Origin of the sequence: Kribbella sp. CA-294648 (assembly GCF_050943845.1) — a bacterium.
Classification (GTDB): domain Bacteria; phylum Actinomycetota; class Actinomycetes; order Propionibacteriales; family Kribbellaceae; genus Kribbella.
This window is the reverse complement of the sequence record NZ_CP191981.1, coordinates 2,627,458-2,652,221: the sequence shown is the minus strand read 5'-3', so window position 1 is coordinate 2,652,221 and position 24,764 is coordinate 2,627,458. Positions and strand designations below refer to the sequence as shown.

Annotated in this window: 35 protein-coding genes; 19 read left to right on the top strand and 16 right to left on the bottom strand. The window is 67.0% G+C overall.

Translation table 11 applies throughout. From position 1 onward, the window contains the following. Nucleotides 1-49: 49 nt before the first annotated feature. Nucleotides 50-718 (bottom strand): GntR family transcriptional regulator, encoded by a 669-nt coding sequence (locus ACQPYM_RS12840; protein WP_433019791.1) that lies wholly within the window; start codon nucleotides 716-718, stop codon nucleotides 50-52. A gap of 102 nt (nucleotides 719-820) precedes the next feature. Between ACQPYM_RS12840 and ACQPYM_RS12835 the strand changes: the two genes are divergently transcribed. Both ACQPYM_RS12835 and ACQPYM_RS12830 read left to right on the top strand, forming a co-directional pair. Then, nucleotides 821-1,252 carry a VOC family protein gene (locus tag ACQPYM_RS12835; protein ID WP_433019788.1) on the top strand — a complete coding sequence of 144 codons (432 nt, stop codon included), beginning with the start codon at nucleotides 821-823 and terminating at the stop codon, nucleotides 1,250-1,252. After that, complete coding sequence (locus tag ACQPYM_RS12830) at nucleotides 1,249-1,740, top strand: NAD(P)H-binding protein (RefSeq protein ID WP_433019785.1); 492 nt, start codon at nucleotides 1,249-1,251, stop codon at nucleotides 1,738-1,740. Before ACQPYM_RS12835 ends, ACQPYM_RS12830 begins: the two co-directional genes overlap by 4 nt. Nucleotides 1,741-1,859: 119 nt before the next feature. Here the strand turns inward: ACQPYM_RS12830 and ACQPYM_RS12825 are convergent, their stop codons facing one another. The 3 genes from ACQPYM_RS12825 to ACQPYM_RS12815 are packed head-to-tail and all read right to left on the bottom strand — an operon-like array spanning nucleotide 1,860 to nucleotide 3,840. Continuing rightward, nucleotides 1,860-2,270 (bottom strand): RICIN domain-containing protein, encoded by a 411-nt coding sequence (locus ACQPYM_RS12825; protein WP_433019782.1) that lies wholly within the window; start codon nucleotides 2,268-2,270, stop codon nucleotides 1,860-1,862. A gap of 28 nt (nucleotides 2,271-2,298) precedes the next feature. Beyond that, nucleotides 2,299-3,090: an SDR family NAD(P)-dependent oxidoreductase gene (locus ACQPYM_RS12820; protein WP_433019779.1), complete on the bottom strand. Its 792-nt coding sequence runs from the start codon at nucleotides 3,088-3,090 to the stop codon at nucleotides 2,299-2,301. A 27-nt stretch (nucleotides 3,091-3,117) separates the two neighbouring features. Next, the gene (locus ACQPYM_RS12815; protein WP_433019776.1) at nucleotides 3,118-3,840 is read right to left on the bottom strand and encodes an SDR family NAD(P)-dependent oxidoreductase; all 723 of its coding nucleotides are present in this window, start codon (nucleotides 3,838-3,840) and stop codon (nucleotides 3,118-3,120) included. A 154-nt stretch (nucleotides 3,841-3,994) separates the two neighbouring features. On the opposite strand from ACQPYM_RS12815, the gene ACQPYM_RS12810 reads away from it, so the two are divergent. Both ACQPYM_RS12810 and ACQPYM_RS12805 read left to right on the top strand, forming a co-directional pair. Next, nucleotides 3,995-5,008 (top strand): sigma-70 family RNA polymerase sigma factor, encoded by a 1,014-nt coding sequence (locus ACQPYM_RS12810; RefSeq protein ID WP_433019773.1) that lies wholly within the window; start codon nucleotides 3,995-3,997, stop codon nucleotides 5,006-5,008. Between the two features lie 27 nt (nucleotides 5,009-5,035). Continuing rightward, complete coding sequence (locus tag ACQPYM_RS12805; protein ID WP_433019770.1) at nucleotides 5,036-5,575, top strand: pyridoxamine 5'-phosphate oxidase family protein; 540 nt, start codon at nucleotides 5,036-5,038, stop codon at nucleotides 5,573-5,575. Here the strand turns inward: ACQPYM_RS12805 and ACQPYM_RS12800 are convergent. Together ACQPYM_RS12800 and ACQPYM_RS12795 are read right to left on the bottom strand one after the other, a co-directional pair. Further along, nucleotides 5,562-6,209 carry an NADPH-dependent FMN reductase gene (locus ACQPYM_RS12800; RefSeq protein WP_433019767.1) on the bottom strand — a complete coding sequence of 216 codons (648 nt, stop codon included), beginning with the start codon at nucleotides 6,207-6,209 and terminating at the stop codon, nucleotides 5,562-5,564. The two genes, ACQPYM_RS12805 and ACQPYM_RS12800, sit on opposite strands and share 14 nt — an antisense overlap. Then, nucleotides 6,206-6,844, bottom strand: a complete 639-nt coding sequence (locus tag ACQPYM_RS12795) for a DUF2867 domain-containing protein (protein WP_433019764.1) — start codon at nucleotides 6,842-6,844, stop codon at nucleotides 6,206-6,208. Before ACQPYM_RS12795 ends, ACQPYM_RS12800 begins: the two co-directional genes overlap by 4 nt. A 103-nt stretch (nucleotides 6,845-6,947) precedes the next feature. Between ACQPYM_RS12795 and ACQPYM_RS12790 the strand changes: the two genes are divergently transcribed. Then, entirely contained in the window at nucleotides 6,948-7,553 is a 606-nt protein-coding gene (locus ACQPYM_RS12790) for a TetR/AcrR family transcriptional regulator (RefSeq protein ID WP_433019761.1), read from the top strand. A gap of 16 nt (nucleotides 7,554-7,569) precedes the next feature. On the opposite strand, the gene ACQPYM_RS12785 is transcribed toward ACQPYM_RS12790, so the two are convergent. Then, a complete protein-coding gene (locus tag ACQPYM_RS12785; RefSeq protein WP_433019758.1) occupies nucleotides 7,570-8,313 on the bottom strand; it encodes an SGNH/GDSL hydrolase family protein in 744 nt (247 codons plus the stop codon). Nucleotides 8,314-8,431: 118 nt separating this feature from the next. Between ACQPYM_RS12785 and ACQPYM_RS12780 the strand changes: the two genes are divergently transcribed. Further along, nucleotides 8,432-9,073 (top strand): TetR/AcrR family transcriptional regulator, encoded by a 642-nt coding sequence (locus ACQPYM_RS12780; RefSeq protein WP_433019755.1) that lies wholly within the window; start codon nucleotides 8,432-8,434, stop codon nucleotides 9,071-9,073. 37 nt (nucleotides 9,074-9,110) lie between these two features. Here ACQPYM_RS12780 and ACQPYM_RS12775 read toward each other — a convergent pair whose 3' ends face one another. Beyond that, the gene (locus ACQPYM_RS12775; protein WP_433019752.1) at nucleotides 9,111-9,437 is read right to left on the bottom strand and encodes a nuclear transport factor 2 family protein; all 327 of its coding nucleotides are present in this window, start codon (nucleotides 9,435-9,437) and stop codon (nucleotides 9,111-9,113) included. 65 nt (nucleotides 9,438-9,502) lie between these two features. Here ACQPYM_RS12775 and ACQPYM_RS12770 point away from each other — a divergent pair, with 65 nt between their 5' ends. Continuing rightward, on the top strand, nucleotides 9,503-10,030 hold the full coding sequence (locus ACQPYM_RS12770) for a MarR family winged helix-turn-helix transcriptional regulator (protein ID WP_433019749.1): 528 nt from the start codon (nucleotides 9,503-9,505) through the stop codon (nucleotides 10,028-10,030). Between the two features lie 6 nt (nucleotides 10,031-10,036). Here ACQPYM_RS12770 and ACQPYM_RS12765 read toward each other — a convergent pair whose 3' ends face one another. Next, a complete protein-coding gene (locus ACQPYM_RS12765) occupies nucleotides 10,037-10,873 on the bottom strand; it encodes an SDR family NAD(P)-dependent oxidoreductase (RefSeq protein ID WP_433019746.1) in 837 nt (278 codons plus the stop codon). Nucleotides 10,874-11,095: 222 nt separating this feature from the next. On the opposite strand from ACQPYM_RS12765, the gene ACQPYM_RS12760 reads away from it, so the two are divergent. Further along, a complete protein-coding gene (locus ACQPYM_RS12760; protein WP_433019743.1) occupies nucleotides 11,096-11,803 on the top strand; it encodes an alpha/beta fold hydrolase in 708 nt (235 codons plus the stop codon). Between the two features lie 99 nt (nucleotides 11,804-11,902). Next, nucleotides 11,903-12,571, top strand: coding sequence for a trimeric intracellular cation channel family protein (locus ACQPYM_RS12755; protein WP_433019740.1), 669 nt, complete (start codon nucleotides 11,903-11,905; stop codon nucleotides 12,569-12,571). 1 nt (nucleotide 12,572) lies between these two features. Here the strand turns inward: ACQPYM_RS12755 and ACQPYM_RS12750 are convergent, their stop codons facing one another. The 3 genes from ACQPYM_RS12750 to ACQPYM_RS12740 form a co-directional block, all read right to left on the bottom strand. After that, nucleotides 12,573-13,229, bottom strand: a complete 657-nt coding sequence (locus tag ACQPYM_RS12750) for a GntR family transcriptional regulator (protein ID WP_433019737.1) — start codon at nucleotides 13,227-13,229, stop codon at nucleotides 12,573-12,575. Nucleotides 13,230-13,258: 29 nt separating this feature from the next. After that, the gene (locus ACQPYM_RS12745; protein WP_433019734.1) at nucleotides 13,259-13,474 is read right to left on the bottom strand and encodes a hypothetical protein; all 216 of its coding nucleotides are present in this window, start codon (nucleotides 13,472-13,474) and stop codon (nucleotides 13,259-13,261) included. Nucleotides 13,475-13,565: 91 nt separating this feature from the next. Further along, entirely contained in the window at nucleotides 13,566-13,934 is a 369-nt protein-coding gene (locus tag ACQPYM_RS12740) for a TetR/AcrR family transcriptional regulator (protein ID WP_433019731.1), read from the bottom strand. Between the two features lie 68 nt (nucleotides 13,935-14,002). On the opposite strand from ACQPYM_RS12740, the gene ACQPYM_RS12735 reads away from it, so the two are divergent. Together ACQPYM_RS12735 and ACQPYM_RS12730 are read left to right on the top strand one after the other, a co-directional pair. Next, nucleotides 14,003-14,455 (top strand): SRPBCC family protein, encoded by a 453-nt coding sequence (locus ACQPYM_RS12735; RefSeq protein ID WP_433019728.1) that lies wholly within the window; start codon nucleotides 14,003-14,005, stop codon nucleotides 14,453-14,455. Nucleotides 14,456-14,459: 4 nt separating this feature from the next. Beyond that, entirely contained in the window at nucleotides 14,460-14,825 is a 366-nt protein-coding gene (locus tag ACQPYM_RS12730) for a hypothetical protein (protein WP_433019725.1), read from the top strand. 25 nt (nucleotides 14,826-14,850) lie between these two features. On the opposite strand, the gene ACQPYM_RS12725 is transcribed toward ACQPYM_RS12730, so the two are convergent. Together ACQPYM_RS12725 and ACQPYM_RS12720 are read right to left on the bottom strand one after the other, a co-directional pair. Further along, nucleotides 14,851-15,267: an LIC_13387 family protein gene (locus tag ACQPYM_RS12725; RefSeq protein ID WP_433019722.1), complete on the bottom strand. Its 417-nt coding sequence runs from the start codon at nucleotides 15,265-15,267 to the stop codon at nucleotides 14,851-14,853. Further along, on the bottom strand, nucleotides 15,267-15,911 hold the full coding sequence (locus tag ACQPYM_RS12720) for a class I SAM-dependent methyltransferase (protein ID WP_433019719.1): 645 nt from the start codon (nucleotides 15,909-15,911) through the stop codon (nucleotides 15,267-15,269). The genes ACQPYM_RS12725 and ACQPYM_RS12720 overlap by 1 nt, the downstream gene beginning before the upstream one ends. 86 nt (nucleotides 15,912-15,997) lie before the next feature. Between ACQPYM_RS12720 and ACQPYM_RS12715 the strand changes: the two genes are divergently transcribed. From ACQPYM_RS12715 to ACQPYM_RS12700, 4 genes are all read left to right on the top strand, one after another. Next, on the top strand, nucleotides 15,998-16,606 hold the full coding sequence (locus ACQPYM_RS12715) for a TetR/AcrR family transcriptional regulator (protein WP_433019716.1): 609 nt from the start codon (nucleotides 15,998-16,000) through the stop codon (nucleotides 16,604-16,606). Between the two features lie 57 nt (nucleotides 16,607-16,663). After that, nucleotides 16,664-17,170, top strand: coding sequence for a MarR family winged helix-turn-helix transcriptional regulator (locus tag ACQPYM_RS12710; RefSeq protein ID WP_433019713.1), 507 nt, complete (start codon nucleotides 16,664-16,666; stop codon nucleotides 17,168-17,170). A gap of 14 nt (nucleotides 17,171-17,184) precedes the next feature. Next, entirely contained in the window at nucleotides 17,185-18,018 is an 834-nt protein-coding gene (locus ACQPYM_RS12705) for a helix-turn-helix transcriptional regulator (protein ID WP_433019710.1), read from the top strand. Nucleotides 18,019-18,260: 242 nt separating this feature from the next. Beyond that, nucleotides 18,261-19,193 carry an NADP-dependent oxidoreductase gene (locus tag ACQPYM_RS12700; protein WP_433019707.1) on the top strand — a complete coding sequence of 311 codons (933 nt, stop codon included), beginning with the start codon at nucleotides 18,261-18,263 and terminating at the stop codon, nucleotides 19,191-19,193. 16 nt (nucleotides 19,194-19,209) lie between these two features. Here the strand turns inward: ACQPYM_RS12700 and ACQPYM_RS12695 are convergent, their stop codons facing one another. Further along, nucleotides 19,210-20,052, bottom strand: coding sequence for a LysR family transcriptional regulator (locus tag ACQPYM_RS12695; RefSeq protein ID WP_433019704.1), 843 nt, complete (start codon nucleotides 20,050-20,052; stop codon nucleotides 19,210-19,212). A 72-nt stretch (nucleotides 20,053-20,124) separates the two neighbouring features. On the opposite strand from ACQPYM_RS12695, the gene ACQPYM_RS12690 reads away from it, so the two are divergent. The 4 genes from ACQPYM_RS12690 to ACQPYM_RS12675 all read left to right on the top strand — a co-directional run bounded on the left by ACQPYM_RS12690 (nucleotide 20,125) and on the right by ACQPYM_RS12675 (nucleotide 23,518). Beyond that, nucleotides 20,125-21,315: an MFS transporter gene (locus ACQPYM_RS12690; protein WP_433019701.1), complete on the top strand. Its 1,191-nt coding sequence runs from the start codon at nucleotides 20,125-20,127 to the stop codon at nucleotides 21,313-21,315. 139 nt (nucleotides 21,316-21,454) lie between these two features. Continuing rightward, the gene (locus ACQPYM_RS12685) at nucleotides 21,455-21,994 is read left to right on the top strand and encodes a dihydrofolate reductase family protein (RefSeq protein ID WP_433019698.1); all 540 of its coding nucleotides are present in this window, start codon (nucleotides 21,455-21,457) and stop codon (nucleotides 21,992-21,994) included. Nucleotides 21,995-22,029: 35 nt separating this feature from the next. After that, complete coding sequence (locus tag ACQPYM_RS12680; RefSeq protein ID WP_433019695.1) at nucleotides 22,030-23,001, top strand: sigma-70 family RNA polymerase sigma factor; 972 nt, start codon at nucleotides 22,030-22,032, stop codon at nucleotides 22,999-23,001. An 85-nt stretch (nucleotides 23,002-23,086) separates the two neighbouring features. Next, nucleotides 23,087-23,518, top strand: coding sequence for a nuclear transport factor 2 family protein (locus tag ACQPYM_RS12675; protein WP_433019692.1), 432 nt, complete (start codon nucleotides 23,087-23,089; stop codon nucleotides 23,516-23,518). A gap of 34 nt (nucleotides 23,519-23,552) precedes the next feature. On the opposite strand, the gene ACQPYM_RS12670 is transcribed toward ACQPYM_RS12675, so the two are convergent. After that, the gene (locus ACQPYM_RS12670) at nucleotides 23,553-24,641 is read right to left on the bottom strand and encodes a DUF3048 domain-containing protein (protein ID WP_433019689.1); all 1,089 of its coding nucleotides are present in this window, start codon (nucleotides 24,639-24,641) and stop codon (nucleotides 23,553-23,555) included. Between the last annotated feature and the right edge of the window lie 123 nt (nucleotides 24,642-24,764).

The following is a 24,764-nucleotide window of genomic DNA, read 5'->3' as shown; positions in this document are numbered from 1 at the left end:
GCGGTCGCTGAGGACGCGCTGGTAGAGGCGGACCTCCGGACCACGGTGCTCACTTCTGCTCGGTGCCTGAGGTGACCACGTCGATCGCGTGGCGGCGGTGCTCGGCGAAGCGGCTGAGCGCTGTGCTTGCGTCTCGAGATCGAAGTGCGCTGACGAGTTCCTGATGCTCGCGAGGGATGCACTGGAGGTAGCCCTCGGTACTGACGCCGATCCGGGTCAGCAGGAACAGGTGCACCTGGCAACGAATGCCGTCCCAGGCTTCGGCGAGGCGCCGGTGGCCGGAGACTGCGAAGACGGCGTCATGGAACACGATGTCGCAGCGCACCATCTCGTGCGGGTCAGCTGCTCGTTCCATCGCCGCCGCGGTCTTCGCCAGGGTGTCCAGGTCCTCGTCCGAGGCGTGGGCGATGACCTGATGAACGGCAAGGTCCTCCAGTGCGCCGCGCAGGGAGTCCAACTCGTCGACATCGTCAGCGGACAGGGTGGTGACCGTGGCGCCGCGGTGCCACGCGGTACGGACCAGGCCCTCCCGCTCCAGAAGCCGCAGCCCTTCACGGACCGGGCCTCGGCTGACATCCATCACGCCGGACAGCTCCACCTCGCGCAACTGGGCGCCGGGCGCATAGGCCCCGGTAAAGATGGCCTCACGGATCCGGTCCGCGACCTCGTCGGCCAGACCCCGGCGTCGGGCCGGCGCGACCTTGCTCTGCTCACTCATCTGCGACTTGCACCTCCTCAATGTCGCAATGTTAACATTGTGTCGTTGACTGAATGTCAACATTGCGACAACTCCACGCCTCCTCGATGGAAAGGCACTGTCATGAGCGTGCTCGACTCCCCGATCCCCCGGTTTCACCTGGCCGTGCCGGTCGACGACCTGGCCGCGGCTCGCCACTTCTACGGCGAGGTGCTCGGCCTCACCCAGGGCCGTAGCTCCGACACCTGGGTCGACTGGAACCTGCACGGCCACCAGTTCGTCACCCACCTCGCACCGGAACGCGCGCAGCGCATCCACAACCCGGTCGACGGACACGACGTCCCCGTGCCCCATTTCGGTCTGATCCTTCAGGTGCAGGCCTTCCAGGAACTGGCCGGACGCCTGCGCGAGGCCGGCACCGCCTTCGTCATCGAGCCCTACGTCCGTTTCCAGGGCCAGACCGGCGAACAGTGGACGATGTTCCTCCTCGACCCAGCCGGCAACGCCCTGGAGTTCAAGGCGTTCGCCGACGACTCCCAGGTCTTCGCATCGTGAAGGTCTTCCAGATCGGCGCGGCGGGCGGCGTCGGCCACCGCCTCACCCGGCTCCTCGCCGCCCGTGGCGACACGGTGACCGGTATGCATCGCGCGCCCGCCCAGGGCGACACCATCAGTGAAGCCGGTGGTACGCCGGTGACCGGCGACCTGATCGCCGACTCGGCGGAGGCACTCGCGGGGAAGATGCGCGGGCATGATGCCGTCGTCTTCTCGGCCGGCGCGCACGGCACCGGCCGGGACAAGACCACGCTGATCGATGGCGAAGGACTGGCGAAAGCCGCCGACGCCGCCGTCGCCCTCACCTCCTCGGCCTCGGCTGGAACCTGGCCGTGGCCCGCCGGCGTACAACAGGTGGCCGTACGCTGCCGGGCCAACTGGTTCAGTTGGCGTCGGGCGCTACCAAGTTGGGAAGTTCGGCCTGTGGACTGGTTCTCGATCGGCGGCCCAGGCAAGGCGAAGCACGGAGTGGTCATGACCACCCCTTGATCGCCGGCCTCTACCTGGCTTGCATCATCGCCTTTCTCAGCGAGCACCTCGTGATGTACAGCTTGGACTCACGACTGAGTGACCGGAGGCCCCTGAGCGGTCGGGACCTCCGGGTTAGGTCAGTACCACTTGTGGGTGAGGCTTGTGCTGTAGGGCTGCACCTGTACGCCGGGGCTCGGGTTGCTGGCCAGGTTTTTCTGCGTCAGGCCGTGAACGATGTAGCCACCGTTGACGTAGACCCACCGCTGGTACTCGCCGCCGTTGCAGGCGATGACGTAGACGGTGGTTCCGTTGCTGTCGAGGCAGTGGCCGGTGGACCGGTTCCGCAAGGTGCCCGCGAAATCAGGGCTGGACCACTCCCACTTCTGGTCGTTGTCGGCGGCGTTGCACTGCCTCATGGTCACCCCGGAGCCCGGTAACTGCTGCAGGCACAGGTTGCTGGCCGTGTTCCTGATCTGGTCGTAGTAGGTCGTGCCGGTCGGTGTCGCGCCGGCGGTCAGGGGCGTGGCCGCCAGTGCGATCAGCCCCACGACCGCGGCCGCACCGGCCTTGGGGGGCTTAGTCGGGGATGGCGCCGAGGCTCATGTTGGCCATGGTGCCGGCAATTCCGCCGGCCCGGTCCGAGGCGATGAACGTGACGATCTCGGCCATTTCCTGGAGGCTTGGCAGACGTTTGCGGTGCGTGCGCCCGGCGACCATGTCCTGGAACTGTTCGCGGGTGATTCCGTGGGCCTTGGCGTGGATGCCGAAGACCTCTTCGATCGTGCCGCTGTCGGGCATGGCCTGGGTGCGCACGCCGGCCACGCGGACGCCGTACGGCGCGAGCTCGACCGAGAGGTCCCTGATCAGGGCCTCCTCGGCCGCCATGGCCAACGCGACGCCACCCATCAGGGGGGTGGCGATCCGGGAGGGACTCGAGGTCACGGTCATGATCACGCCCGAGCCCTTCGCCGTCATGTGCCGGCCGGCCAGGCGGGCGGTCAGGAAGTTGGCTCGCACGTGCTCGGCGATCGGCCGCATGAAGTCGTCGACGTCGAGATCGACGAGCGGAATGCCCTGCAGGGTGGTGTTGCGCAGCCCGACCGCGTTGAACGAGATGTCGACGCCGCCTGCCTTCTCGATCACGGTGTCGAGGTGCTCGGCCACGGCGTTCTCGTCGAGCGCGTTGACCTGCGCGGACTCGGCCACGCCTCCGACCGCACTGATCTCTTTGGCGAGTAACTCTGCCTTCGACAGGGTGCGGCCGGTGAGAAAGACCCGTGCCCCTTCGCGCGCGAAGGTCTTCGCGACGGCGTGACCGATGGCACCGCCGGCTCCGTAGATCACGGCGGTCTTGCCCTGGAGCAGCAAACTCGTGCTCACTGATATGCCCTTCCTCTACTGGTTCTGCGTCGCGGAGACGAGAGCCGCGTTGTCGCGCTCGAGCGCCTTGACCGCACCGCTGTTCCAGCTGTCGGCAAGCGCCTGCGAGAAGGGATCGGGGAAGATCTCGTCTTCTCCCTTGGCAAGCCCGTCGAGGATCGCCCGGGCTACCGACTGCGGTGACGCCTTCGGAATGTCGAGATCGCGCACCATGTCGGTGTCCACGGGACCGGGCAGCACGGCATGAACGTCCACGCCCTGACCGGCGAGCGTGGCCCGCAGGGACTGCGTCAACGAGAACGCGGCCGCCTTCGAGATCGAGTACGCCGGGCTGATCGGCACGGCAGCCACCGCTGCCATCGACAGCACATTGACGATCGCGCCCTTCGACTCGACAAGTCGAGGCAAGAATGCCTGGATGACGCCATAGGGGCCGAAGAGGTTGACCTCGAGATGCCGCTCCAGGCCGGCTCGATCGGCCAGGTCCTCATAGCCGTAGACGCCCGCATTGTTGATCAGGACGTCGAGTGAACCAACCGTCTCCAAAGCAGCGGCGATCTGTTCGGCATTGGTCACGTCGAGGGTGAGCGGCGTGACGCGCGCATCCGCGTGGGTGAAGGGCTGTCGGGTGCCGGCGTAGACCCTTTTGACGCCTCTGCTCAGCGCCTCGTCGACCAGCGCCTTCCCGATGCCGCGGTTGGCTCCAGTCACTAGGACCGTCTTGTCCGCGATTGTCATGCGTTCTCCTCGTCAGGTGGAAATCGAACTGTCGAGAGTGCAGACATCACGCCGCCGGCAAAATGGGCGGCGCGGAATGCGCCCAGTTTTCGGCCCGGCCGGTGTCACAACTGAGGAAGACCGGCGAACCTGACATCAGGCGAGGAGATGGCACGTGATTGTGAGCGAGCTGATCGCAAGGGCGCGGGATGGGGATGACGAGGCGTTCCGGCAACTGACCGAGCCACATCGCCGGGAGCTGCACATGCACTGCTACCGGATGCTCGGCTCGTTCCAGGACGCCGAGGACGTTCTGCAGGACACGCTGCTCGCCGCATGGCGCGGTCTCGATCGGTTCGAGGGGCGGTCCACGCTCCGCACCTGGCTGTACCGGATCGCCACCAACCAGTGCCTCAACGCGATTCGCTCGGCCAGCCGCCGCCCGGCAAAGGAGTGGGACGTGCCCGAGATCGAACCACCGGACCCGAGCCGGTACGGCGAAATCGTCTGGCTCGAGCCGTACCCCGACGCACTCCTCGACGGCGCGATCGCCACGCCGCCCGGCCCGGAAGCACGCTACGAGCAGAAGGAGTCCATCTCGCTGGCGTTCGTCACCGCGCTACAACTCCTGCCGGCGCGCCAGCGGGCCGTCCTGATCCTGCGCGAGGTGCTCGGTTACCCAGCCGCCCAGGTCGCCGACATCCTCGACTCGTCGGTCGAATCGGTCACCAGCGCGCTCAAACGGGCACGCGCCACGCTGCAACAGCGCATCCCGCCGGACGGAACCACCGCGTCATCGCCGACGCTCGCCTCACCGGCCGAGCAGGCACTGGTGGCGAGGTTCACTCGCGCGTACGAAGCCGGCGACATCGACGCGCTGGTTGCCCTGCTCACCGACGACGTTCGGGTCTCGATGCCGCCGATGCCGCTCGAGTACCTCGGCCGCGACGCCGTCGCCGGTTTCTACACCGCGCTCATGAGCGCCAACCGCGAGTACCACCTGGTCCCCACGCGCGCCAACGGCCAACCGGCCTTCGGCACCTACCTCCGCGCGCCCACCGACGGCATCCGGCACGGGACTGGGCTTCTCGTCCTCACCCTGGCCGGCGACCGGATCTGCGCCGTGACCCGCTTCGACAACAGCGTCCTTCCCTGGTTCGGCCTCCCCCGCTCCCTTCCCAGCCACTGACAGCCGTTCCGCAACCAAAGGTTGCACATGCTCGATGACCCCGCTACCCTGATCCGCAACCAAACGTTGCAGATAAAGGAACTTCCTATGAACCAGGCCGAGGCTCGTGAACTCATGAATGACCCGGTGGCGCGGGCGCTGATCGAGGCGCCAGTCCACGCCCGCCTTGCCTACACGGCGAAGGACGGCTCACCGCGCGTCGTTCCCATCGGCTACATCTGGAACGGAGATGCCTTCGTCATGGCTTCTCCTCCGAACGCCCCGAAGGTGAAAGCCCTCTCCGTCAACCCGAAGGCGGCGTTGACGATCGACACCGAGGACTTCCCGCCGAAGATCCTTTTGGTACGGGGCGAGGCCGCACTCGAGACCGTCGACGGCGTCCCTGACGAATTCGTCGAGGCCGCACGACGGTTCGTTGGAGAAGAGCGCATGCCGGAATGGGAATCCGGAGCACGCAGCCTCTACCAGCAAATGGTGCTTGTTCGCATCACGCCAACTTGGGCCAAGATCATTGATTTCGAGACCCGTTTCCCTGGCTACGTGGAGGAATTGATCACAGCGCAGTAGGTCCATCCGCGGATTCGCGGCGCCAGATGTCGCGAGCGGGCTCGTACTCCATGAATTTGGCGATGTCTGCAGAGCGCAGCGGTTCCAGGACGGCAGCCAGCTGCTCTACTTCGTTCAGTACGCCATCGAGCTCGTCCGCCCGTCGTTCCAGCGGCGCGAAGTGCTCGAGCTGCCAGTCGTCGTAGATCGACAGCGCTACCTGGGCCCGGGTTCCGAGCATTCGCACATTGGCCACGATCGAGCGCCACTGCTCAACGGCCCGCACGCCGCCGTCGACGCCGTACGCCACGAACCCGACGGCTTTGTGGTTCCACTCCGGGTAGAGCAGATCGAGGGCGTTCTTGAAGGCCGCCGGTACGCCGAAGTTGTACTCCGGCGTCACCCACACGAATCCGTCGTAGTCGTCGATGGTCCGGCTCCAGACGCAGGTCTGCCTGTTCTGGTAGCAACGGTTGGCCGCGGCCGGTGTGATCGACTCCGCGAGGAGAGTGAGTCCGAACTGTTCGAGTTCGAGGACGTCGTACGACCCGCCTTCTCGGCCCTTGGTCTGAGCAAGCACCCACCGTCCGACCGCCGATCCCCTGCGGCCCGGGCGGGTGCTACCGACAACAATCGCGATCCGCGGAACCGTCACACCTGCCCCTTGCTGCCGGTGGATCGGTCGGTGGTGGGGCCGACCGGAGTTTCCCGCCAGCGGCGGTCGATCTGCTTCATCAGCTGCGGATAGACGAACAGGTAGCGAAAAGGCAGGATTCCGGCCATGTAGGCCCGCCCGAACACGACATTCGGTTTGACCAGCGCGGTCGCCTGGCTGCGGTATCCGCCCGCGCCGTCGGCGACCCATCCGTAGTGGGACAGACAGTGCACCGTCTTGTTCGACAACTCCCAGCACATCTCGTTGTGCGTCAGGTAGACCGGTCGAAAAGGTGCGCCGTGCGGCACCGGCGGGAGCGGCCCGTCGCGCAGATCGGCCGATAACCGGTCACGCAGGGATGGTGCTCGTACGCCAAGGTCGTGTTCGGGCTTGTCCCAGCCCAGCAACCGCCCGAGCTGCCAGCGCAGGCTCCACAGCGCACGCGCCGGCCACGCCCAGCCGTCCGTCGGGTGATGGTCGTCGCCGGCGATCCGCTCAGCCATCCGTACGAATCGCTGGAAGTCGTCCGGGCCGCCCGGGGTCGGCAGGGCCCACACGTCCTCGATGCGGAAGTCGGCAGCGAACTCGTGGATGCGCCACGGCTGATCGGTGTGCGCACGGTTGGGGAGCCTCATGAACGTGCCCACTTGATCATCCGAGTTCTCCGTTCGCGTCCTGAAGGTGCCACCAGCTTCCGGAACTAGAGTTCCGGAACCAATGTTCCGTATCATGCATCGGGTGACAGCTGGAAAGCAACCGGGCGGACGCCCACGCGACAGTCGGGTGGATGACAAGATCCTTCAGGCCACCAGGGAACTGATCGACGAGGACGGGTACCCGGCTCTGACGATGGACCAGGTCGCGGCGCGCGCCGGGGTGGGCAAGGCGGCGATCTACCGCCGCTACGCTTCCAAGGCCGAGATGGCGTTCGCCGCCACCATGCACGGACAGTGGCCGCCTCCTTTGCCCGACGCCGGGTCCCTGTACGACGACCTGCTGGCGCTCGCCCGCGCCTTCCATGTCCGCACAGCAACCCCAGCGGCGAGACACGTGGCACCCGCCCTGATCGGCGAAATTGCCGGGAATCCTGAGCTGCACACTCGGTTCCAGGACACCTTCCTGGCCGCTGAACACGCTGCGCTCGCAGAGATCATCCAGCGGGCCGTGTCACGCGGCGAGCTGGCCGGGCCGATCGATCCCACGGTTGCCCACCTGCTCCTGCTCGGCTCTTTCGCGGCCGGGCTCTACATCATCAATCTGACGATCGACGACACGATGATCACCGACCTCGCCGCCGCGGCCGCAGCCGGCATCACCGCCTTGGCCGACAGGCAGCATCAATGAACCGCAGGTGGCGTATTCAGGACGCTCGATGGAGTTGTTGGGTGGCGGCGTCATCCACAGCGTCCGCGACGGCAATGGCCAGGATCCGGGACCACGCGCGATAGCCGGCCGCTGACGGATGGAATCCGTCTTGCGCGAACCAATGCGCCTTACTTGCCCCGCCCAACGGCACATGACTGTTGCCGGTCTGAGCCGCCACCTCGTTCAACACCGCGTCCATCCGCCGCGCCCGGAACCCGGCCACCGGACGGATTGTTGCGGGTAGCAACGGAAAATCACCGACCGGTGGCAACCCTGACACCACCACGATCGCGTCAGGGGCCTGTCGCCGTACCTGCCGGAACACTTCGGTCACATCCGATCGCCAAGCCGACAGCGGACGCCAGCGGATCAGATCGTTGACGCCGACAACGATCACCACGACATCCGGGCGCCACCCCTCGAGCGGAACGACAAGATCGCGGGTGAGCGTGGCGGCCACCCTCGCGGTCGTGGCGCCGGACTCGGCGATCGCGCGCCAGGAGACCGCTCGGCCGGTGAGCCCGGCCACTGCTGTCGCGAGTTGTCCGGCCAAGGCGTCGTCGTGCGTGGCGGCGCCGACACCCGCGGCCGTGGAGTCCCCCAGCACGGCCAGCCGTAGTACGGGATCGGAGCCGCCGGTGGTGTGGCCGCTGTCCCCCGCTGCGTCCGGAAGCCTCGGCGCAGTACTGAAGATCCGGCGGCGGGCGGCGCGAGCGACCCTGGACAGCACTGCGTTCATCGGCGTCAACGCTCCTGACTGATAGTCTGTAGCAGCGTTACGTAACACTGCTATCTAACGCCATGGGAGCATCTCGGCGACAGCGGTGTCAAGACGGTTCGAAGGAAGGTGTCCACGCATGAGCCCGCGTCCGGTCCGCGACGAGATCCGTACGGCGCTGCTGGAAAACGCCGCCCGTCTACTGGCCGAGGACGGACCGGTCGCGCTGTCCACCCGCCGGCTGGCGTCCGAGACCGGCGTCTCGACCACGGCGGTCTACACCTATTTCGGCGGCATGCCGGAACTGGTGCGGGCCGTCGTCCACGAAGGCTTCGCCCGCCTCGACGGCCGGCTGACGCTGCTCGAACCGACGAAGGACCCGTTGCTCGACGCAACAAAAGCCATCTACGTGTTCAGGGAGAACGCACTGGCCGACCCGCACATCTACCGGGTGATGTTCGGCGGATCCGCGGTCGCCGGCTTCGAACTCTCTCTCGATGACCGGAAGATCGGCCTGCAGTCCTTCCGGATGTGGGCGGTGGAGTCCGTACGCCGCCTGATGGCGGAAGGGTTGTACAGCCAGGGTGACCCCTGGCCGATTGCCCTGGGGCTCTGGTCGGCGGTCCACGGCCACGTGATGCTCGACATGAACGGCTACTTCCTCCAGCAGGACGTCGCCGACACCTCCTTCGACCACCTGGTGTTCTCGCACCATCTCGGCGCGGGATGCCCGGCCAAGCAGGCGACAGCCGCGATCCGCCGGATTCGCCAGACCAGCTAGGTGCGTTGTCCGGCCTTCCGCACGGAGACCGATTCCGTCAGGCGGGGGTGACTTCCAGCCGCTCGATGACGTCGGTCAGGGTGAAACGGAAGGAGAACGGCAGTGGGCCGCCGGGGAAGTCTCCGTTCGCGTTGGCGATCAGCGTCGGGCCCGATGGGTCGAAGTCGACGACGGTCAGCGTGATCTTGGGAGCGATCTGGTGGTCCTGGATCCACTGGGCGATCTGCGTGACGCCGCGGTACTCGGTGTTGTCGTCGATCACCACCGCTTCCGGTCCGAAGAGGCCGGCCAGTACTTCGGCTTCGTGGGTGTTGGTCGCCTCGACGAACGAGGTGACCAGGGACTCAGTGATGGTTGCACTCATGAGATTGCCTTCCTGGTTCTGATTTTTATGTCTTCGTGGACAAGAAGATTCGGTAGGGTGCGGGGATGGTTGCACCTGTCGGTCCGTCGTCGCGGAGGCCGCGTGAGGCGGGTGATTTCCCGTATCGGTCGGAGTTGCTGGCGAGCTTGAGCGCGCTGATCCTGTTGTGGGAGTCACCTGGCCTGCAGAGCGAGATTCTCACCGCGAGCGGTGAGCCGATCGATCAGCCGGCCCACTCGGCACTTCGGCATCTGGCCGCCGGTGAGCCGATGCGGCCGAGCGATCTTGCCCAGGCAATGGGGACCGGCCCTTCGAACATCAGCAAGATCCTCAAGCGCCTGGAGGCGGCGGGATTTGTCGAGCGTGGCCCCGATCTCGAGGACACCCGCTCGACCTTGATCACACTGACGCCCGAGGGGCAGGCGGCCGCGCGGCACATCTATGACCTCGGCGATGCCATGATCGCCCAGGTGCTCGCCACCTGGTCGCCGCGCGACATCGCCCGGTACACCGAGCTGACGAAACGCTTCACTGCCGACGCGATCGCGGCCGCCGAGGTGATGCGACGCGAGGGCCTCACCCACCGACGCTGACCGGATTCAGCCAGGGAAATCGGCGCTGCGTGAGAGGGCTTCATTGGCGCGGATGTCGGCGAGGTTCGACTCCAGAGTGTTGACGGCGGCATCGAATCCGCCGCCACCGAGCACCAGGCGCCGCGGCGGAGATTCCAGGTCCATTGTCTGAAGCACGGCCTGGACGCCACGCTCCGGATCGCCAGGCTGGTGGCCGTTCTGGTCGATCATGGCTTTGCGGATGGCGTCCAACTGCGGGAGGTAGGCGTCCACGGTCTCCCGCACTGGCTCGTCGGCAAAGTTCGAGTACGCCCGGGTGCGGAAGGCGCCCGGCTCGACGGCCAGCACCTTGATGCCGAACTCGGCAACCTCCGCACGCAGTACGTCGGTGACTGCTTCAACCGCGAACTTAGCCGCCGAGTAGTACCCGAAGCCCTCGATCCCCCGCAGGCCCGCCACCGAAGACATGTTCACGACCCAGCCAGAACCCCGCGCTCGCATTCCCGGCAGGACCGCTCGGGTCACCTCCAGTACGGCGAAGAAGTTCAGCTCCATCACTCGCCGGACATCCTCGGGCCGCATCCCCTCGATCGATCCGTACCAGCCCCGGCCGGCGTTGTTCACGACCACGTCGATCCCACCGAACTGCTTCTCGGCGGCGGCAACCCCAGCTCGCACCTGACCGGCATCGGTCACATCGACCTCGACCACCAGGACGCTCTCGCCGTGTGGAGCAGCCCAGTCGGCCAACTCCGCAGGGCGCCTCGACGTGATCGCCACCCGGTCGCCCCGTGCCAGCACAGCGTCAGCGAACACCGACCCAAAGCCGCCAGGGGTCCCGCCGGTGATGAACCAAGTCCTCATGTCACTCCTCATCGGTGTGGCGTAATCAGATACTGTCCTTCCAGACACAATAACATGTCCCCTAGGACAGTATCTTCCACCGAGACCCGTCACCGCCAGCGGTCCGATTGACGCTTGCGTGCGCGTTCTGCATGCAATATATTAGATATCAGAGTCGGCAAACCGCCAGATTCGCAGCAGCCGCTCCGGGGGCTCCCGGTGCGGGAGGAGAGGAACCAGAGCATGAGCAGCGACCAGCAGATCAGGAACGTCGTACTGGTGCACGGCGCGTTCGCCGACGGCTCGGGATGGCGTGGCGTGTACGAGAATCTGACCGCGCGCGGCTACCGGGTGACGATCGCGCAGAACCCGCTCACCTCACTCGAGGACGATGTCGCAGCCACCACCCGCGTGCTGGACCGGCAGGACGGCCCCGCGATCCTCGTCGGCCACTCCTGGGGCGGCACGGTGATCACCGAGGCCGGTGTCCACCCGAACGTGGCCGGTCTGGTCTACGTCTCCGCGCTGGCACCCGACGCCGGCGAGACCACGAGCCAGCAGTACGAGGGCTTCGCCGCGACGCCGGACTTCGTCATCGACGTCGGTGACGACGGCTACGGATTCCTCAACCACGACAAGTTCAAGGCCGGGTTCGCCCACGACGCGAGCGACGCGGACGCCGCCTTCCTGCGGGACTCGCAGGTCCCGATCAACATGGCGGTCTTCGGTACGGCGGTGAAGACCGCCGCCTGGCGCGACAAGCCCACCTGGGCCGTCATCGCCACCGAGGACAAGGCCTTCGACCAGGCCATGCTGCAGCACATGGCGACTCGCAGCGGCGCCAAGATCACCAACGTGTCCGCCAGCCACGCCCTCTTCACGACCCAGGCCGGCGTCGTCGCCGACACCATCGACGACGCCGCGAAGAACGCCGCGAACGCCGATCAGTGAACCGCTGATCATTGCCCCCGCCGATCCGTGCGTCACTGATCGCTTCTCGACCAAGGGGCCGGCCCGCGCGCCGGCCCCTGTCTCTGCGGGGAGGACCGCATGTCGATCACCCCTTTCCAGGTAACACTCTGGATCGAGCTCCTGGCCGCCGGACTCGGCGGCCTCCAAGGGGCACTCTTCGCCGCGGGCGTCCGGTCGCGCCGCATCGACGTGCTCGGCGTCATCGTGATCGGACTCGCCGTCTCGCTCGGCGGCAGCCTGCTCCGCGACCTCGTGCTCAACCAGCCCCCGGTCGTGATCTGGAGCAACTGGTACCTGACCGTGGCCGGCGCCTCCGCGATCCTCGGCATGATGCTGCGACCTGTCCTGGCACGAGCGGACTGGCTGATCACCGTGCTCCTCGACGCCGTCGTGATGGGCCTGTTCGGAGCCATCGGCGCCTCAAAGGCGCTGTCGCTCGGCGTCGGCGCTGCCGGCGCACTGGTGGTCGGCGTGATCGGAGCCATCGGCGGCGGGATGCTGCGCGATGTCATCCTGAGCCAGCCGTTCTCCTTCCTCCACGTCGGCACCCTGTACGCCGTCGCGGCGGGCGCCGGCACCGGAGCACTCATCCTCGTCGCCGAACTCGGCACACCCATCCCGGTCGCAGGATCGGTCTGCGTGGTGCTGACCACCCTCATGCGCCTGACCGCCGTCCGCTTCGACTGGACCTTCCCGGAACAGTTCGCAGTACGCCGGAGAACGGCGGGCAAAGCCGTCGACGACTAGGTCAGGCGTCGGTGTTCTCGTCGACCGCGAGGCTGTGCCAGATGTCGAACGCCACCGCCGCGGCGCCTTCCGCGTCGCCGGCCTCGATGAGGTCGATCAGCTGCTCGTGCCGGCTGACCGACACCCGGCCGTCGACGCCGAAGCGCAGTCGCTCCGCGCGGCGGATCAATGGGTCAAAGCGTTCGATCACCGCTTCGAGGGCCTGGTTGCCGAGTGCGGCGACCGGGATCCGGTGCAGTTCCTCGTCCGCATCCAGGGCTGCACTCACATCGCCTGATGCCACCGCCGCGGCAAACCGGCGATTCGCGTCTCGCATCCGGCCGACGTCCTGCGCGCTGATCCGCCCCGTCACCTGCCGTACCGCCAACTCGTGCATCGCGGCGACAACGTCCTTCGCGTCCCGCACCACCTGGATGTCGATGGCACTGACGGTCGTGGATCGCCCCGGCAGCGCCACCACCAGCCCACTCGCCCCGAGCCGCAGCAGCGCCTCGCGCACCGGGGTCCGGCTCACCCCCAGCCACTCGGCGAGCTCCCCGTCCTTGAGTTGCTCCCCCGGCCGAAACGTTCCGTCGACGATGGCGTCGCGGAGCCGACGGTAGACGTCGTCGCGCAGAAGGGTGCGGTCGACAGCAGGACTGCCCTGGGGAATCGGCATGGCAACATATTGCACACACAGCCCGCCATCTACGAAACCAGGTCTTCGAAGATCCCCTGATCGGGAGCGAGCGCGCCGAGTAGCTGCTGCACGAGGGTTGTGAACAACCAGGACTTGTAGTCGGAGAGCGGCCAGCCAGCCTCCAGTACGAGCCCGCGGTACACGTCGTGGCCGTCCAAGACGACTACTAGATCTGTGGCCCGTTCGGTGTCGAGGCCTTCACGCAGGGCACCCAGTTCGGCCACCCCCCGACCATGCGTGCTTGGCCGGCACGCCGGTTTGCGGTGACGCCACGCCAGTACTGACCAACCCTGGGATCAGCAGCAGCCGCGGCATTCATCGCCGGCCACAGCGGTGCGGCGCTCGCTCGTAGATGCCGGTGCCGTGCTCGACTGCCAGGGTCAGGATCCGTTGGGCCGACGTTGCCGTCAGTAGTTCTCGCATCCATGGACGCTGGGCGACCGGAAGCGTGTCGTCGGTCCCCGCCGCGGTGACCTCGACCAGCTCACAGAGCAGCTGGCCCTTGGTCCGGAACGAGTAGCACAAGGTCTGGACGGCGACGTCGGCTCGGCTCGCAATCCGCTCCATGGTCGTCGCCGCGTACCCCTCGGTGACGAAGAACTGCTGGGCACTGTCGAGCATCCGCCGCCGGGTCTGCCGGGCACGGTCGGCACGGGTGGGCTTCGATCCCTTGACGGACGACATGCCGGCGAGTGTACTAGAGGTCTCACTAGTGACAGCTCTAGTAAAGTCACCCGGAAGAAGTGATGACCATGCCGGTGATCAGAAACTCCGTGCTCATCAGGTGCATACCCGAGGAAGCGTTCGACTACCTGTCCGACCACCGCGCCGAGCTCGAGTGGAACCCGAAGTGCGAGCTGATGGAGAAGGTCACCGACGGCCCGGTCGGCCTGGGGACGAAGTACCGGGCCAAATGGAAGAGCAGCCCGCTGGTCGATCTCGAGACCATCGCCTTCGACCGGCCGCACAGCTGGACCATGCACAACGGCGGCCCGATCGAGGTCACTTTCACCTGCCGGCTCGAACCGGTCACCGGTGAAGGGACCCGGCTCCACGCCGAGTTCGAGCCGAAGCCCCACGGCTGGTTCCGGCTGATCTTCCCGATCTTCCTGCTGGCGGCCCGCCGCGAGGAGAAGACGAACATGACCCACCTCCGCGACGCCCTGGAACAACGCACTCAGCCGGCGCGACCCCAGGAAGACTGAGAACATGACGACGCGAGCGGGCAAGATCGCTTGGACGGTGCTCCTGATCCTGGCGGCAGGCTGGACCCTGAACCATCTGGCCGGCATCTTCCTGTACGCCGGCGACACGCCAAGACTCGTGTTCGTGTCGTTCGCCGCCGTCGACCTGGCCGCGACGCTGGTCCTGCTGTTCCCGTACCGGCGCCACCGGCAATGGGCGTGGCTGGCCATCTGGGCCGAGGTCGCCACGATCGCCAGCGTCTTCTTCTGGGCCGACCGCGAGATCGGGGCTTGGTACGGCGCGATAGCAGTCCTGATGGCCACCGCCCAATTGCTCACCCTCAGAGAGTTCAGCACCTCGGCACCCAGGAGGCCGGTGCGCAACCCGTAGTACGGCGGATTGGTCCGACGTCGGGTTATTGGCCGAGGATGGTTGCCAGCAGGAAGCCGGTCGTGCCCAGTGCGGCCAGTACGCCGGCCGGGAGGAACCAGAAGCTGAAGGCGACCACGCTGTAGGCGGCGCCGGCGATTGCGGCGACAGCTGTCAGCGGCCGGGTGATCCCGTCGGTCAAGGTCTGCGTCACCACCAGCGCGGCAAGAGTCACGAGCCCCAGCGAATGGGTGATGTTGGCGCCCTGCCAAGTGCGCCACAAGTCGCGGCCACCTGGACCGTTCGCGGTCGCGACCACGCCGGTGGCCTTCATGGCGGTAACCAGTTGAGTGTCGGTCGGCAGCCAGTACTTCGGTAGGCGGACGTCTCGGAGCGCCTGAGCCAAGTGCAACACCCCCAGCAGCAGGAATGGTGCGGCGCCGAAGAGAGCCCAGGGGCTCATCACGCCACCACGCTTGCCGAGTCTGAATGTGATGCGCGACGGCCTCGGGCGGCGAACAAGGCAACCGCTCCGTGGGTGGACACCTCCACCTCTCGAAATCCTTCGTGCAACACGGCGGCAAGGTCCTCGAGGCTGTCGCCGCGGTTGTTGAAGACGCCCGCCGCGTTGAGCAGCCCCTGGTGCAGCCTGCTGTGCGGCGAGTGCCGGACACCCGCGTCGAGCACCGTGGCACCGAAGACGACGCCGGTGTCCCCCACGACGCGCGCGGCGTGCATCAGCGCCTGCTCCTTCCCTCTGACACCGCCCGGCAGGCAATGCAGGACGAAGCCGAGCGCGACCGAATCGGCACTGCCCGGTGGTAACGGGAGTGGCCGCAGTACGTCGGCGCGAATCGTCGATGGCCGGTACCGGCGCAGGCGTCGACCGGCGACCGCGAGTGGTCCGGGATTCGCGTCGATCAAGGTGATCTGTGGATCGGGAGCCGGAAACGGCACATGGTCGAGGAAGTAGCCCGTCCCGGGGCCGATCTCCACGTGCACGCGGCCGAGATGCTGGGCGTAATGATCCCGGATCACCCGAGTGGGGCATCGCCAGACGAAGCGGTTGGCCAGCCCCAGTACGAGTGGATCGTAAATGGCCAGCATCAGCGGCCCATAGCTCATCCGGGCGCCGCCGGGCGGTGGACTACTGTCTACCAAGTTAACTGTGCTCACATTCAAGGATGTTAACGGTGATTACACCTGCAGGCAACGGGTCGCCCGGCCGTTACCACCACGGCGACCTGCGACGCGCACTCGTCCGAAGTGGTCGAGACCTCTTGCGCGAGGGAGGTGTCGACGCGCTCACCTTGCGGGCGGCCGCGGCCCGGGCGGGCGTCTCGGTTGCCGCGCCGTACAGGCACTTCACCGACAAGCAGGCGTTGCTGACCGCAGTACTCGCCGACGGTCTCCGCGACCTTCAGCAGGCACTCGTGATTGCGGAGACCGTCGACCCGGTCGCCCGCCTTCATGCGCTCGGCCACAAGTTCGTCGACCTGGCGCTCGCCGAACCAGAACTGTTTCGCCTGCTGGCGTCATCAGGACCGCGTGGCGACGACCCGGAACTGGCTGAGGCCGAGCGGGAAGCATTCGGCTCCTTCACCGCAGCAATCGAGCAAGCCATCGCCGTGGGCGCAATCGAAGCGGACTCCCCCGAGACCGTGCAGGTCACGATGCAGTGCGTGATCCTTGGCCTGGCCGGGCTGATCACCCAAGGCGCAGTACCGGCACCCGTCGCCCACGAACTCGCTGACCGGGTCATGAAGACCGTCGACCGAGGTCTCCTGCCACGACACGAATGAGCCAGGCACGACGCTTTTCTCTGATGGCTTCGAATTCAAAGCAGGTACGATCGCGGGATGACGGAAGCGGCGCCAGGGCTGAGTGGGGAGCAGCTTGGGGCGTACTTCGCTCTGGTGGAGGTCAGCAGCCTTCTGCAGTACGCGGTGGACGAGCATCTGCGGGTCGACGGTGACCTCAGCTATGTGCAGTTTCAGGTCCTTGCCCGGCTCGTCGACGCGCCCGGGGGCAAGCTGCGGATGACCGATCTGGCCGACGGTGTCGTGTACAGCCGGAGCGGGTTGACCTATCAGGCGGGCCTGTTGGAGAAGCGTGGCCTGATCACCCGTTCGCCGTCGCCGGACGACGAGCGCAGTGTCATGGTGGCGGTCACGGACGTCGGCCGTGACTTGGTCGCCCAGGTGCTCCCGGAGCATGTCAACCGCGTCCGGGACCTGTTGTTCGAACCCTTGACCAGCGACGACGTCACCGCCCTCAACGCCATTCTGGGCCGGGTCCGCGACCACATGCGTGCCGCTCCGCCCCGCTCCGCCAAGCCTCGCGCCCGGCGCAACCAGGCCGACTGAGGCACGGGAGAGCGATGGACCGCGCGTTGCTGGCGGACTTCCTCCGGGCTCGCCGGGAAGCACTGCAGCCGGAAGAGGTGGGACTGCCGCGGGGCGCCCGGCGTCGTACGGGTGGGCTGCGGCGCGAGGAAGTCGCGGTGCTGGCCGGCATGTCGGCCGATTACTACAGCCGGCTTGAGCAGAAGCGCGGGCCGATGCCGTCCGAGCAGATCCTGGCCGCCGTGGCCGGGGCGTTGCGGCTCAGCCCGAGCGAGCGGGAGCACCTGTTCGCCCTCGGCGGGCACGCGGCTCCGCGGCGTACGCTGCCGGACGACCGGGTCGGTCTGGCCATCAGGACCATCGCGGAACAGCTCTCGGACACGCCCGCGATCGTGTTCTCCCGGTTCGGTGAGGCATTGCTGCAGACCCCGGCGGCGGTGGCGCTGTTCGGTGACTACACCCGTTTCGACGGCCTGTCGCGCTACCTGGTCTATCGCTGGTTCACCGACCCGGCGCAGCGTGCCATCTATCCGCCCGAGGACCACGACATACGCGGTCGGGTCTTCACCGTGGACCTGCGGGCGGCGTACACGACCGATCCGACGGGCACCGCCGGTGAGATCGTCGAAGGGCTGCTGGCGGTCAGCCCTGAGTTCGCCGAGGTCTGGCGGCGGCACGAGGTGGACGTCACCCATCACCACGAGCTCAAACGCTACCGGCACCCGGTACTGGGCGAGTTGAAGCTGTACAGCCGGCGGCTGGTGGATCCCGACGAGGGCCAGGATCTGCTGGTCTTCATGGCCGAACCCGGATCACCGAGTGAGGCGAAGCTCCGGCAACTGGTCACCCTGGCCGGCGACGAGGCGTGAGCCGAGCCTGAATCTCTTATCCATGGTCGGTCATACCGTGGATAACGAGAACATTCACCCGCCTCCCGTACTGCGCCACGCTTGAGTGGTTGGCCGCCACGAGTAACGAGGATCGTTCTGGGCCGGCAGTAACCCCAGCGGAGCTCATCCGCCACATCCCCTTTGCTTCGAATTCGAAGCTTGCTATGCTTCAGAAGTGCTTCGAAATCGAAGCACAACGACTCAGAAAGACGAGGCCCGTCATGAAGGCAGTGCGTTTCCACGAGTACGGCACCCCCGAGGTCCTGCGCTACGAAGACGTGGACCAGCCGGTCCCCGGCGTCGGCGAGATCCGGATCCGGGTGGCGGCGACATCGTTCAACCCGGTCGAGGGCAACATCCGCGCCGGTGTCATGCAGGGCCCCATCCCGATCCAGCTGCCGCACACCCCCGGCCTCGACATCGCGGGCACGGTCGACGCCCTCGGCGAGGACGTGACCGGCTTCGACGTCGGGGACCGGGTGATCGGCGTCCTGCCGCTGACCAGTACCGGCGCGGCCGCCGAGTACGTCATCGCCCCCGTCCAGCTTCTGGCGGCAGCCCCTACGAGCGTCCCGCTGGTGGACGCCGCCGGACTACCGTTGGTTGGGCTCACCGCGTGGCAGGCGCTGTTCGAGCACGCGAAGCTGACCACCGGCCAGCGGGTGCTGATCAACGGCGCGGGCGGCGCCGTCGGCACCTACGCGGTGCAGCTGGCCAAGAACGCCGGCGCGTACGTGATCGCCACCACCGGCCCGCGCAGTTCCGAGCAGGCCAAGGCCGCCGGCGCCGACGAGATCCACGGCCCTGGGATCCCGGAGCTGTCCGAGCCGGTCGACGTCGTACTCAACTTCGCCCCGATCGCCCCGGAGCAGATGGCCGCCCTGGCCGCCGTCATCCGGGACGGCGGCGTGCTGGTCAACACCACGGTGTGGATGCCCGCTGCGTCCGACGAGGCCCGCGGCGTACGGGGAATCAATCTCTTCTTCCGTCCCGACGCCGAACAGCTCACCGAACTCGTGTCCCTGCTTGACGCCGGCAAGCTGCACCTCGGCGAGACCCGGCGGGTGCCGCTGGCCGGACTGGCACAGGTGCATGCCGAAGCCGCTACCGAGCCGATCAACGGCAAGGTCGTCTTCACCGCTCCCCTCGACTAGAGCAGGCGCCCTGGCATCAGATCATGCGCCGTAGCGCGCTCTCGACGGCGTCGATCAGTGGGTCGCCCTCGGTTCGTGGGTGGCGGGCGAGTCCGATCTCGACGTCCGGGAGGGTCGGCAGTGCCTCGGTGTCGGGGATGGACATGCCGGGTTCGAGGTTTGCGGACATCAGTGCCGCGACGCCGAGCCCGGCTCTGGTGGCGCCGAGCACACCGGCCAGGCTGTTGCTTTCGAACGCGATCCGCCAGCGCCGATCGGCGGCTGCCAGAGCCTGCAACGCTGCGGTGCGGAAGAAGCAGGGCTCCGAGAACAAGACGACCGGTAGGGGGTCGGCGGACACGTCCACCCCCGGCCCGGCCGCCCAGATCAACGGACGCCGTACGGTCCATCGCGGGGCAGCGGGTACGTCCTGAAGCTCGTCGAGGACGAGTTGGACTCTGTTGTCGTCGTAGGCCTCCCGCATCGCGGCGGTCGACAAGATGAGGACCTCCAGGATCGCGTCGGGATGCATCCGGGCGAGGTCGGCGAGGGCTTGCGGAAGCTGAGCTACGACCAGGTCCTCGAGTATTCCGACGCTGCAGCGGCCGGTGAGCGTACGCCCGGTCTCGGTGAGGGCCTGCGCGGAGAGCGAAAGAATGCGCTCGGCGTACGGCAGGAGTTCCTCGCCTGGCCGGGTCAGCAGGACCCCCGACGGCGATCGATAGAGCAGCGGACGGCCGATGATGCGCTCAAGCTTTCTCAGCTGCTGACTGAGCGCGGGCTGGGTGACACCCAGCGTCGCCGCGGCGCGGCTGATACTGCCGAACCGTACGGCGGTGACAAACGACCGCAGCAGCGAGGTCGGGAGGTCTTCGGGCATAAGCAATTGTTATGTCATCGCCAACAGATTGACCACTACCTATGGCTCAACCGCTGATCTAGCTTCGTGCAGGTGAAGAAATACCGGCAGGTGTTGGCCGTACCGGGCATGACTTGGCTGCTGGCCGTCTCGTTGCTCGCGCGGGTAGCGATCACCGCTGACGTGATGGCGCTGACCCTCTACGTCGTACTTGGCCTGAACAGGAGCTACCTGGCAGCCGGCGCTGTTGCAGCGGCCGTGACCCTTGGGCTGGCGCTGGGTGGTCCAGTGCTCGGTCGCGTGATCGACAGGCGCGGAGCCCGCATCGTCCTGCTGGGGACCGCCGCGGTGCAGGCGATGTTCTGGCTGGCCGTGCCGATCGTTCCCTATCCCGTCCTCCTCGGCGCCGCTCTGGTCTCGGGTCTGTTGATGGTCCCGGCCCAAGCGGTCACCAGGCAGGCGATCGCCGCGATGACAACGGCCGGTCAGCGCCGTACTGCGTTCGCCCTGGAATCGGTGCAGGGGGAACTGTCCTATCTGGTCGGCCCGCCGATCGTGATTCTCTGCGCGGCGAGTGCTTCTCCCGGCGTGGTGGCGTGGGGTGTCGGCGCCGTGGTCGTTGCCGGGGGCATCGGACTCGCGGTCCTCGACCCTCCGTTACGCGCGGGCGATGAGTTGTCTGCCGAAGCCCCAGCTCGCCCACGCCGCCGGGAGTGGCTGGGAGCACGCATGATCGCCGTGTTGATCATGGCCTTCGGTACTACGATGCTGCTCGCCGGCATCGATCTTGCCATCGTCGCCACCCTCAAAGCAGCCGAGCGGGTGTCCTGGGCCGCCTTGGTGGTAGCGGTGTACGGCGCGGCCTCGATCGTCGGCGGACTGATCTACGGTGCGCTGTCCCGGCCGCTACCCACTTCGCTGCTTCTCGGCCTGCTGGGCTTGGTGACCATTCCCGCCGGCCTGGCCACGAACTGGCCCTGGCTGTGCGTGGCCGGTGTCGGTGCTGGGCTACTCACTGCCCCGACGCTCTCCACCGTGGCAGAAGCGGTGAGCCGGCTAGCGCCGGTCGGCGTACGCGGCGAAGCGACCGGCTTGCACTCCTCGGCCTTGAGCGCGGGCTTCGCACTGGGATCCCCTGTCGTCGGTGTGGCGATCGACGTATCTGCGCCGGGAGCAGGCTTCGCCGCAGCAGGCCTGGTCGGCCTCGCCGCCGCACTGACCGGAGGCTTCTTGTCGCATCGCTCATCTACAGCGCGACGGCAGGACGCAAGAGTTGGCGGCTAACCCGTGACGCTGGCCGGCGAGGCGAGGGCCCGAAGCGCCCGCGGGTTGCCGGCCTCGGCCGCTGCCCAACGCGCCGATTCCTTTCTTGTCGAGGTGCGGTCTATATCGATCAGGAAGCCCGAGCTGCGGAAGGTATGACATGAGCAAGATCATCGAATCGACACTGATCTCTGCCGATGGAGTCGTCGACAACCCAGGTGACTGGGCGCTGCCGTACTTCAACGAGGAGTTCGCCCAAGAAGCCGCGGACCTCTTGTACGGCTGTGACGCCATGTTGCTGGGACGCGGCACGTACGACGACCTGTCGTGGAGATGGCCTGGCCAGACCGGAGTGTTCGCCGACGCGATCAACGGCATCCGCAAGTACGTCTTTTCCTCCACGCTCGAGACGGCCGAGTGGAACAACTCCGTTGTTGTTCGAGGCGATGTGGTCAAAGAGGTGACCCAGCTCAAGGAGGAGAGCCAGAAAAACCTGGTGGTGTTCGGTCATGGGCGACTGAGCCACACCCTGCTGGCCAGCGGACTGCTGGACGTCTTGCGTCTTGCCGTCCACCCCGTCATCGTCGGGCAGCAGGCCGGCGGCTTCTCGGCGAACACACAGACCCCGCTGCGCCTCATCAACACTCATCCCCGCAAGTCCGGAGTCGTCGTTCTGACCTACGCCACAGCAGGATCCTGATTCTGCTTGTACGCCGCGGCTGCGACACTGGCTCGGTGGAGCGTGGCGGCGTACTGCTGGGAGCAGCTAAGGGTGGGGACGACGGTGCCTTCAGGCGCCTCGTGCAGCCAGTACTGGGTGAGCTGCATGCGCATTGCTACCGCATGCTCGGCTCCGACCACGATGCCGACGACTGTGTGCAGGAGACCTTGCTGCGGGCTTGGCAGAGCCTGGACCGCTTCGACGGCGTTGCCCTGCGGGCTTGGCTCTACAAGATCGCGACCAACCGCTGCCTGACACTGATCGAGCGCAGAGGCCGCCGCGAGCTCCCCACCGACCTGAGTACTCCGCACGCCGAGGCGACTTGGCTAGAGCCGTACCCGGAGCAGCGGCTGGCCTGGACCACGCAGCTGAGCCCAGAGGCGCGGGTGGTCGCGCTGGAGAGCGTGGAACTGGCGTTCGTGGCGTCGCTGCAGCACCTGTCGGCGTTGCAGCGCGCAGTACTGCTCCTGCGAGACGTCCTTGCGTTTGCTGCCAGTGAGGTCGCCGAACTGCTCGACACCTCCGTCGCAGCGGTGAACAGCGCACTGCAGCGAGCCCGGAAGGTGCTGACAGCAGTAGGGCCCGACGTCACGCAGCAGACGACTCTCGCCCAGCTCGGTGAGGCGGAGCAGCGGGAGATAGCGCGCCGCTACATGGCCGCGTGGGAGGCCGGCGACGTCGACGCGATCGTGGCGATGCTGACCGACGACGCGAAGTACTCGATGCCGCCGTTGCCGCTGTGGTTCGCCGGACACGACGGGATCCGTGAGTTCCTGCTTGCCGGGCCGCTGCAGTCGAGATGGAAGTTCGTGCCGACCACGGCGAACGGGCAACTGGCCTTCGGGACCTACATGTGGCAAGACGGCCGCTACGTCGCGATGGGCCTCGACCTCCTCGTACTGCGGGGGCCGGCGATCGCTGAGGTGGTCTCGTTCCTGGACGCCGACTTCACCGACTTCGGACTGGCGTCTGAGTTGACCGGGTAAAAGTTTTGCCTCGGTTGCGATGAGTTTCCGGCCCGGCCCGGGTTCTAGGGGTGACAGAGCGGGACTTTTCGAGAAGGGCAGAGCTATGACCTCGAACGAGCAGGAGATCCGGGCACTCATCGAAGGCTGGGCGGCCGCGGTACGCGCGGGCGACCTGGCGGCGGTGCTCGAGGACCACGCGGCCGACATCGTGATGTTCGACGTACCGCCGCCGTACCAGGGAGCGCGCGGCCTGGACGAGTATCGCGCCACCTGGCCCGGGTTCTTCGAGTGGCAGGCGTCGGGAGCCGTGTTCGAGATCGAGTCGCTCGACGTGACCGCCGGCGAGGACGTCGCCTTCGCGTTCGCACTGCTCAGATGCGGAATGGCGGAGGAGTTCCCCGCCAGCCCAACCCGGCTGCGACTCACCCTGGGCCTACGGAAGGAGGACAACCGCTGGCTGGTCAGCCACGAACACCACTCGTTCCCCAGCGAAGACTCCCCCACCGCAGAATCCGAAGTACGGGACCTGACGTAACCGTCCTGACCCGCGGCGACCAAAACGGCGCCTGTTATTTGGTGGTGACCGGGGTGTTGGTGAGGGCGCATTCGATCCAGGTTGTGCCGGGGGTCAGCAGGAGGGGGCTGCCGTCGGTGGTGGTGAAGGTGAAGGGTGCGTTGGCGCCTGTCTTGGTCCAGCGGGCGTTGACCGTTTTGCCGCCGGTGAAGACCTTCAGTGGGCCGGAGGCGTCGAAGAGGTCGAGGATCGTCATCGACGGCTTGGCGCGGGCGAAGCTGGTGTCGCGGGCGGCGGTCAGGACGATGACGTTGTCGGCGGCAACTTGTCCGCCGTTCTCGATCAGGTGCCGGGACCACTTCTCCGCGCGCGACCAGCGGCGCGTGCGGGCGTCGTACGTCCACGTTGCTGTTGCGGATCCGCCGTACGCGACGGTCACCGATCGGGCGTTGGCGCCGCTGCGCTGTGCGGTGGATCGGGCGAGGTCGGCGGCGTAGGAGAAGTACGGCGCCGGCGGCTCGGTCCGGTCGGTCAGCGGGAGCAGCTTGGCCGGTCTGGCGAAGACGTGATTCGGGGCCCGCCGGCTGTCGTCGAGTGAGTAGGTCCCGGAAGGCACCCGCAAGCTACCGAGGTTGGCGAGGTCCGCGGTCTTGTCCAGGTAGTCGAGAACCCACCTGTCGGCCATCGTGCTGGCGATGATGCCCTTGGTCGGACCGATCAGCGCGGCGTCCATCGGCCGCAACGAGCGCACCGGGCCGACCTGAGCAGGGAGCTTGGAATGGAAGATCGCGGCCAGTCGGGTGGTCGCGCCGGCGATGGGTTCCACGAAGACGAGGTCGGCCTCGGCCAGGCCACGATGCGGATGCGCGTCCGGAGTGTTCGAGATCTTCACGGTGACCGCCGGATGCTTCAGAGCATCCTTGGTCAGTACGCCGGTCAACGGCGCGCGCCCGGCCATGCTCACGGCACCGCTATCGGTGACAGTCGGCGATACCGGGCTCGGAGCAAGCCCTGGCGACGCACCCGACTCGTCATCGCGCAGTACGAAGACACCGCCGACCACCACAGCAATCACCAGCAAGCAGGCGGCGGCAATTCCTCCGCGCGTCCCAACCAAGCTGCCCATCCGCCGGCCGATGCCCATCGTCGTACTCCCCGTCTACGGCCCCCTCCTACGACTATGCACCTCCACCGTCCTCCAACGCATCAACTCACTCGCACCGCCGGCTGACAGACCAAACGCCGGTCCCGGGGACATCGGGACCGG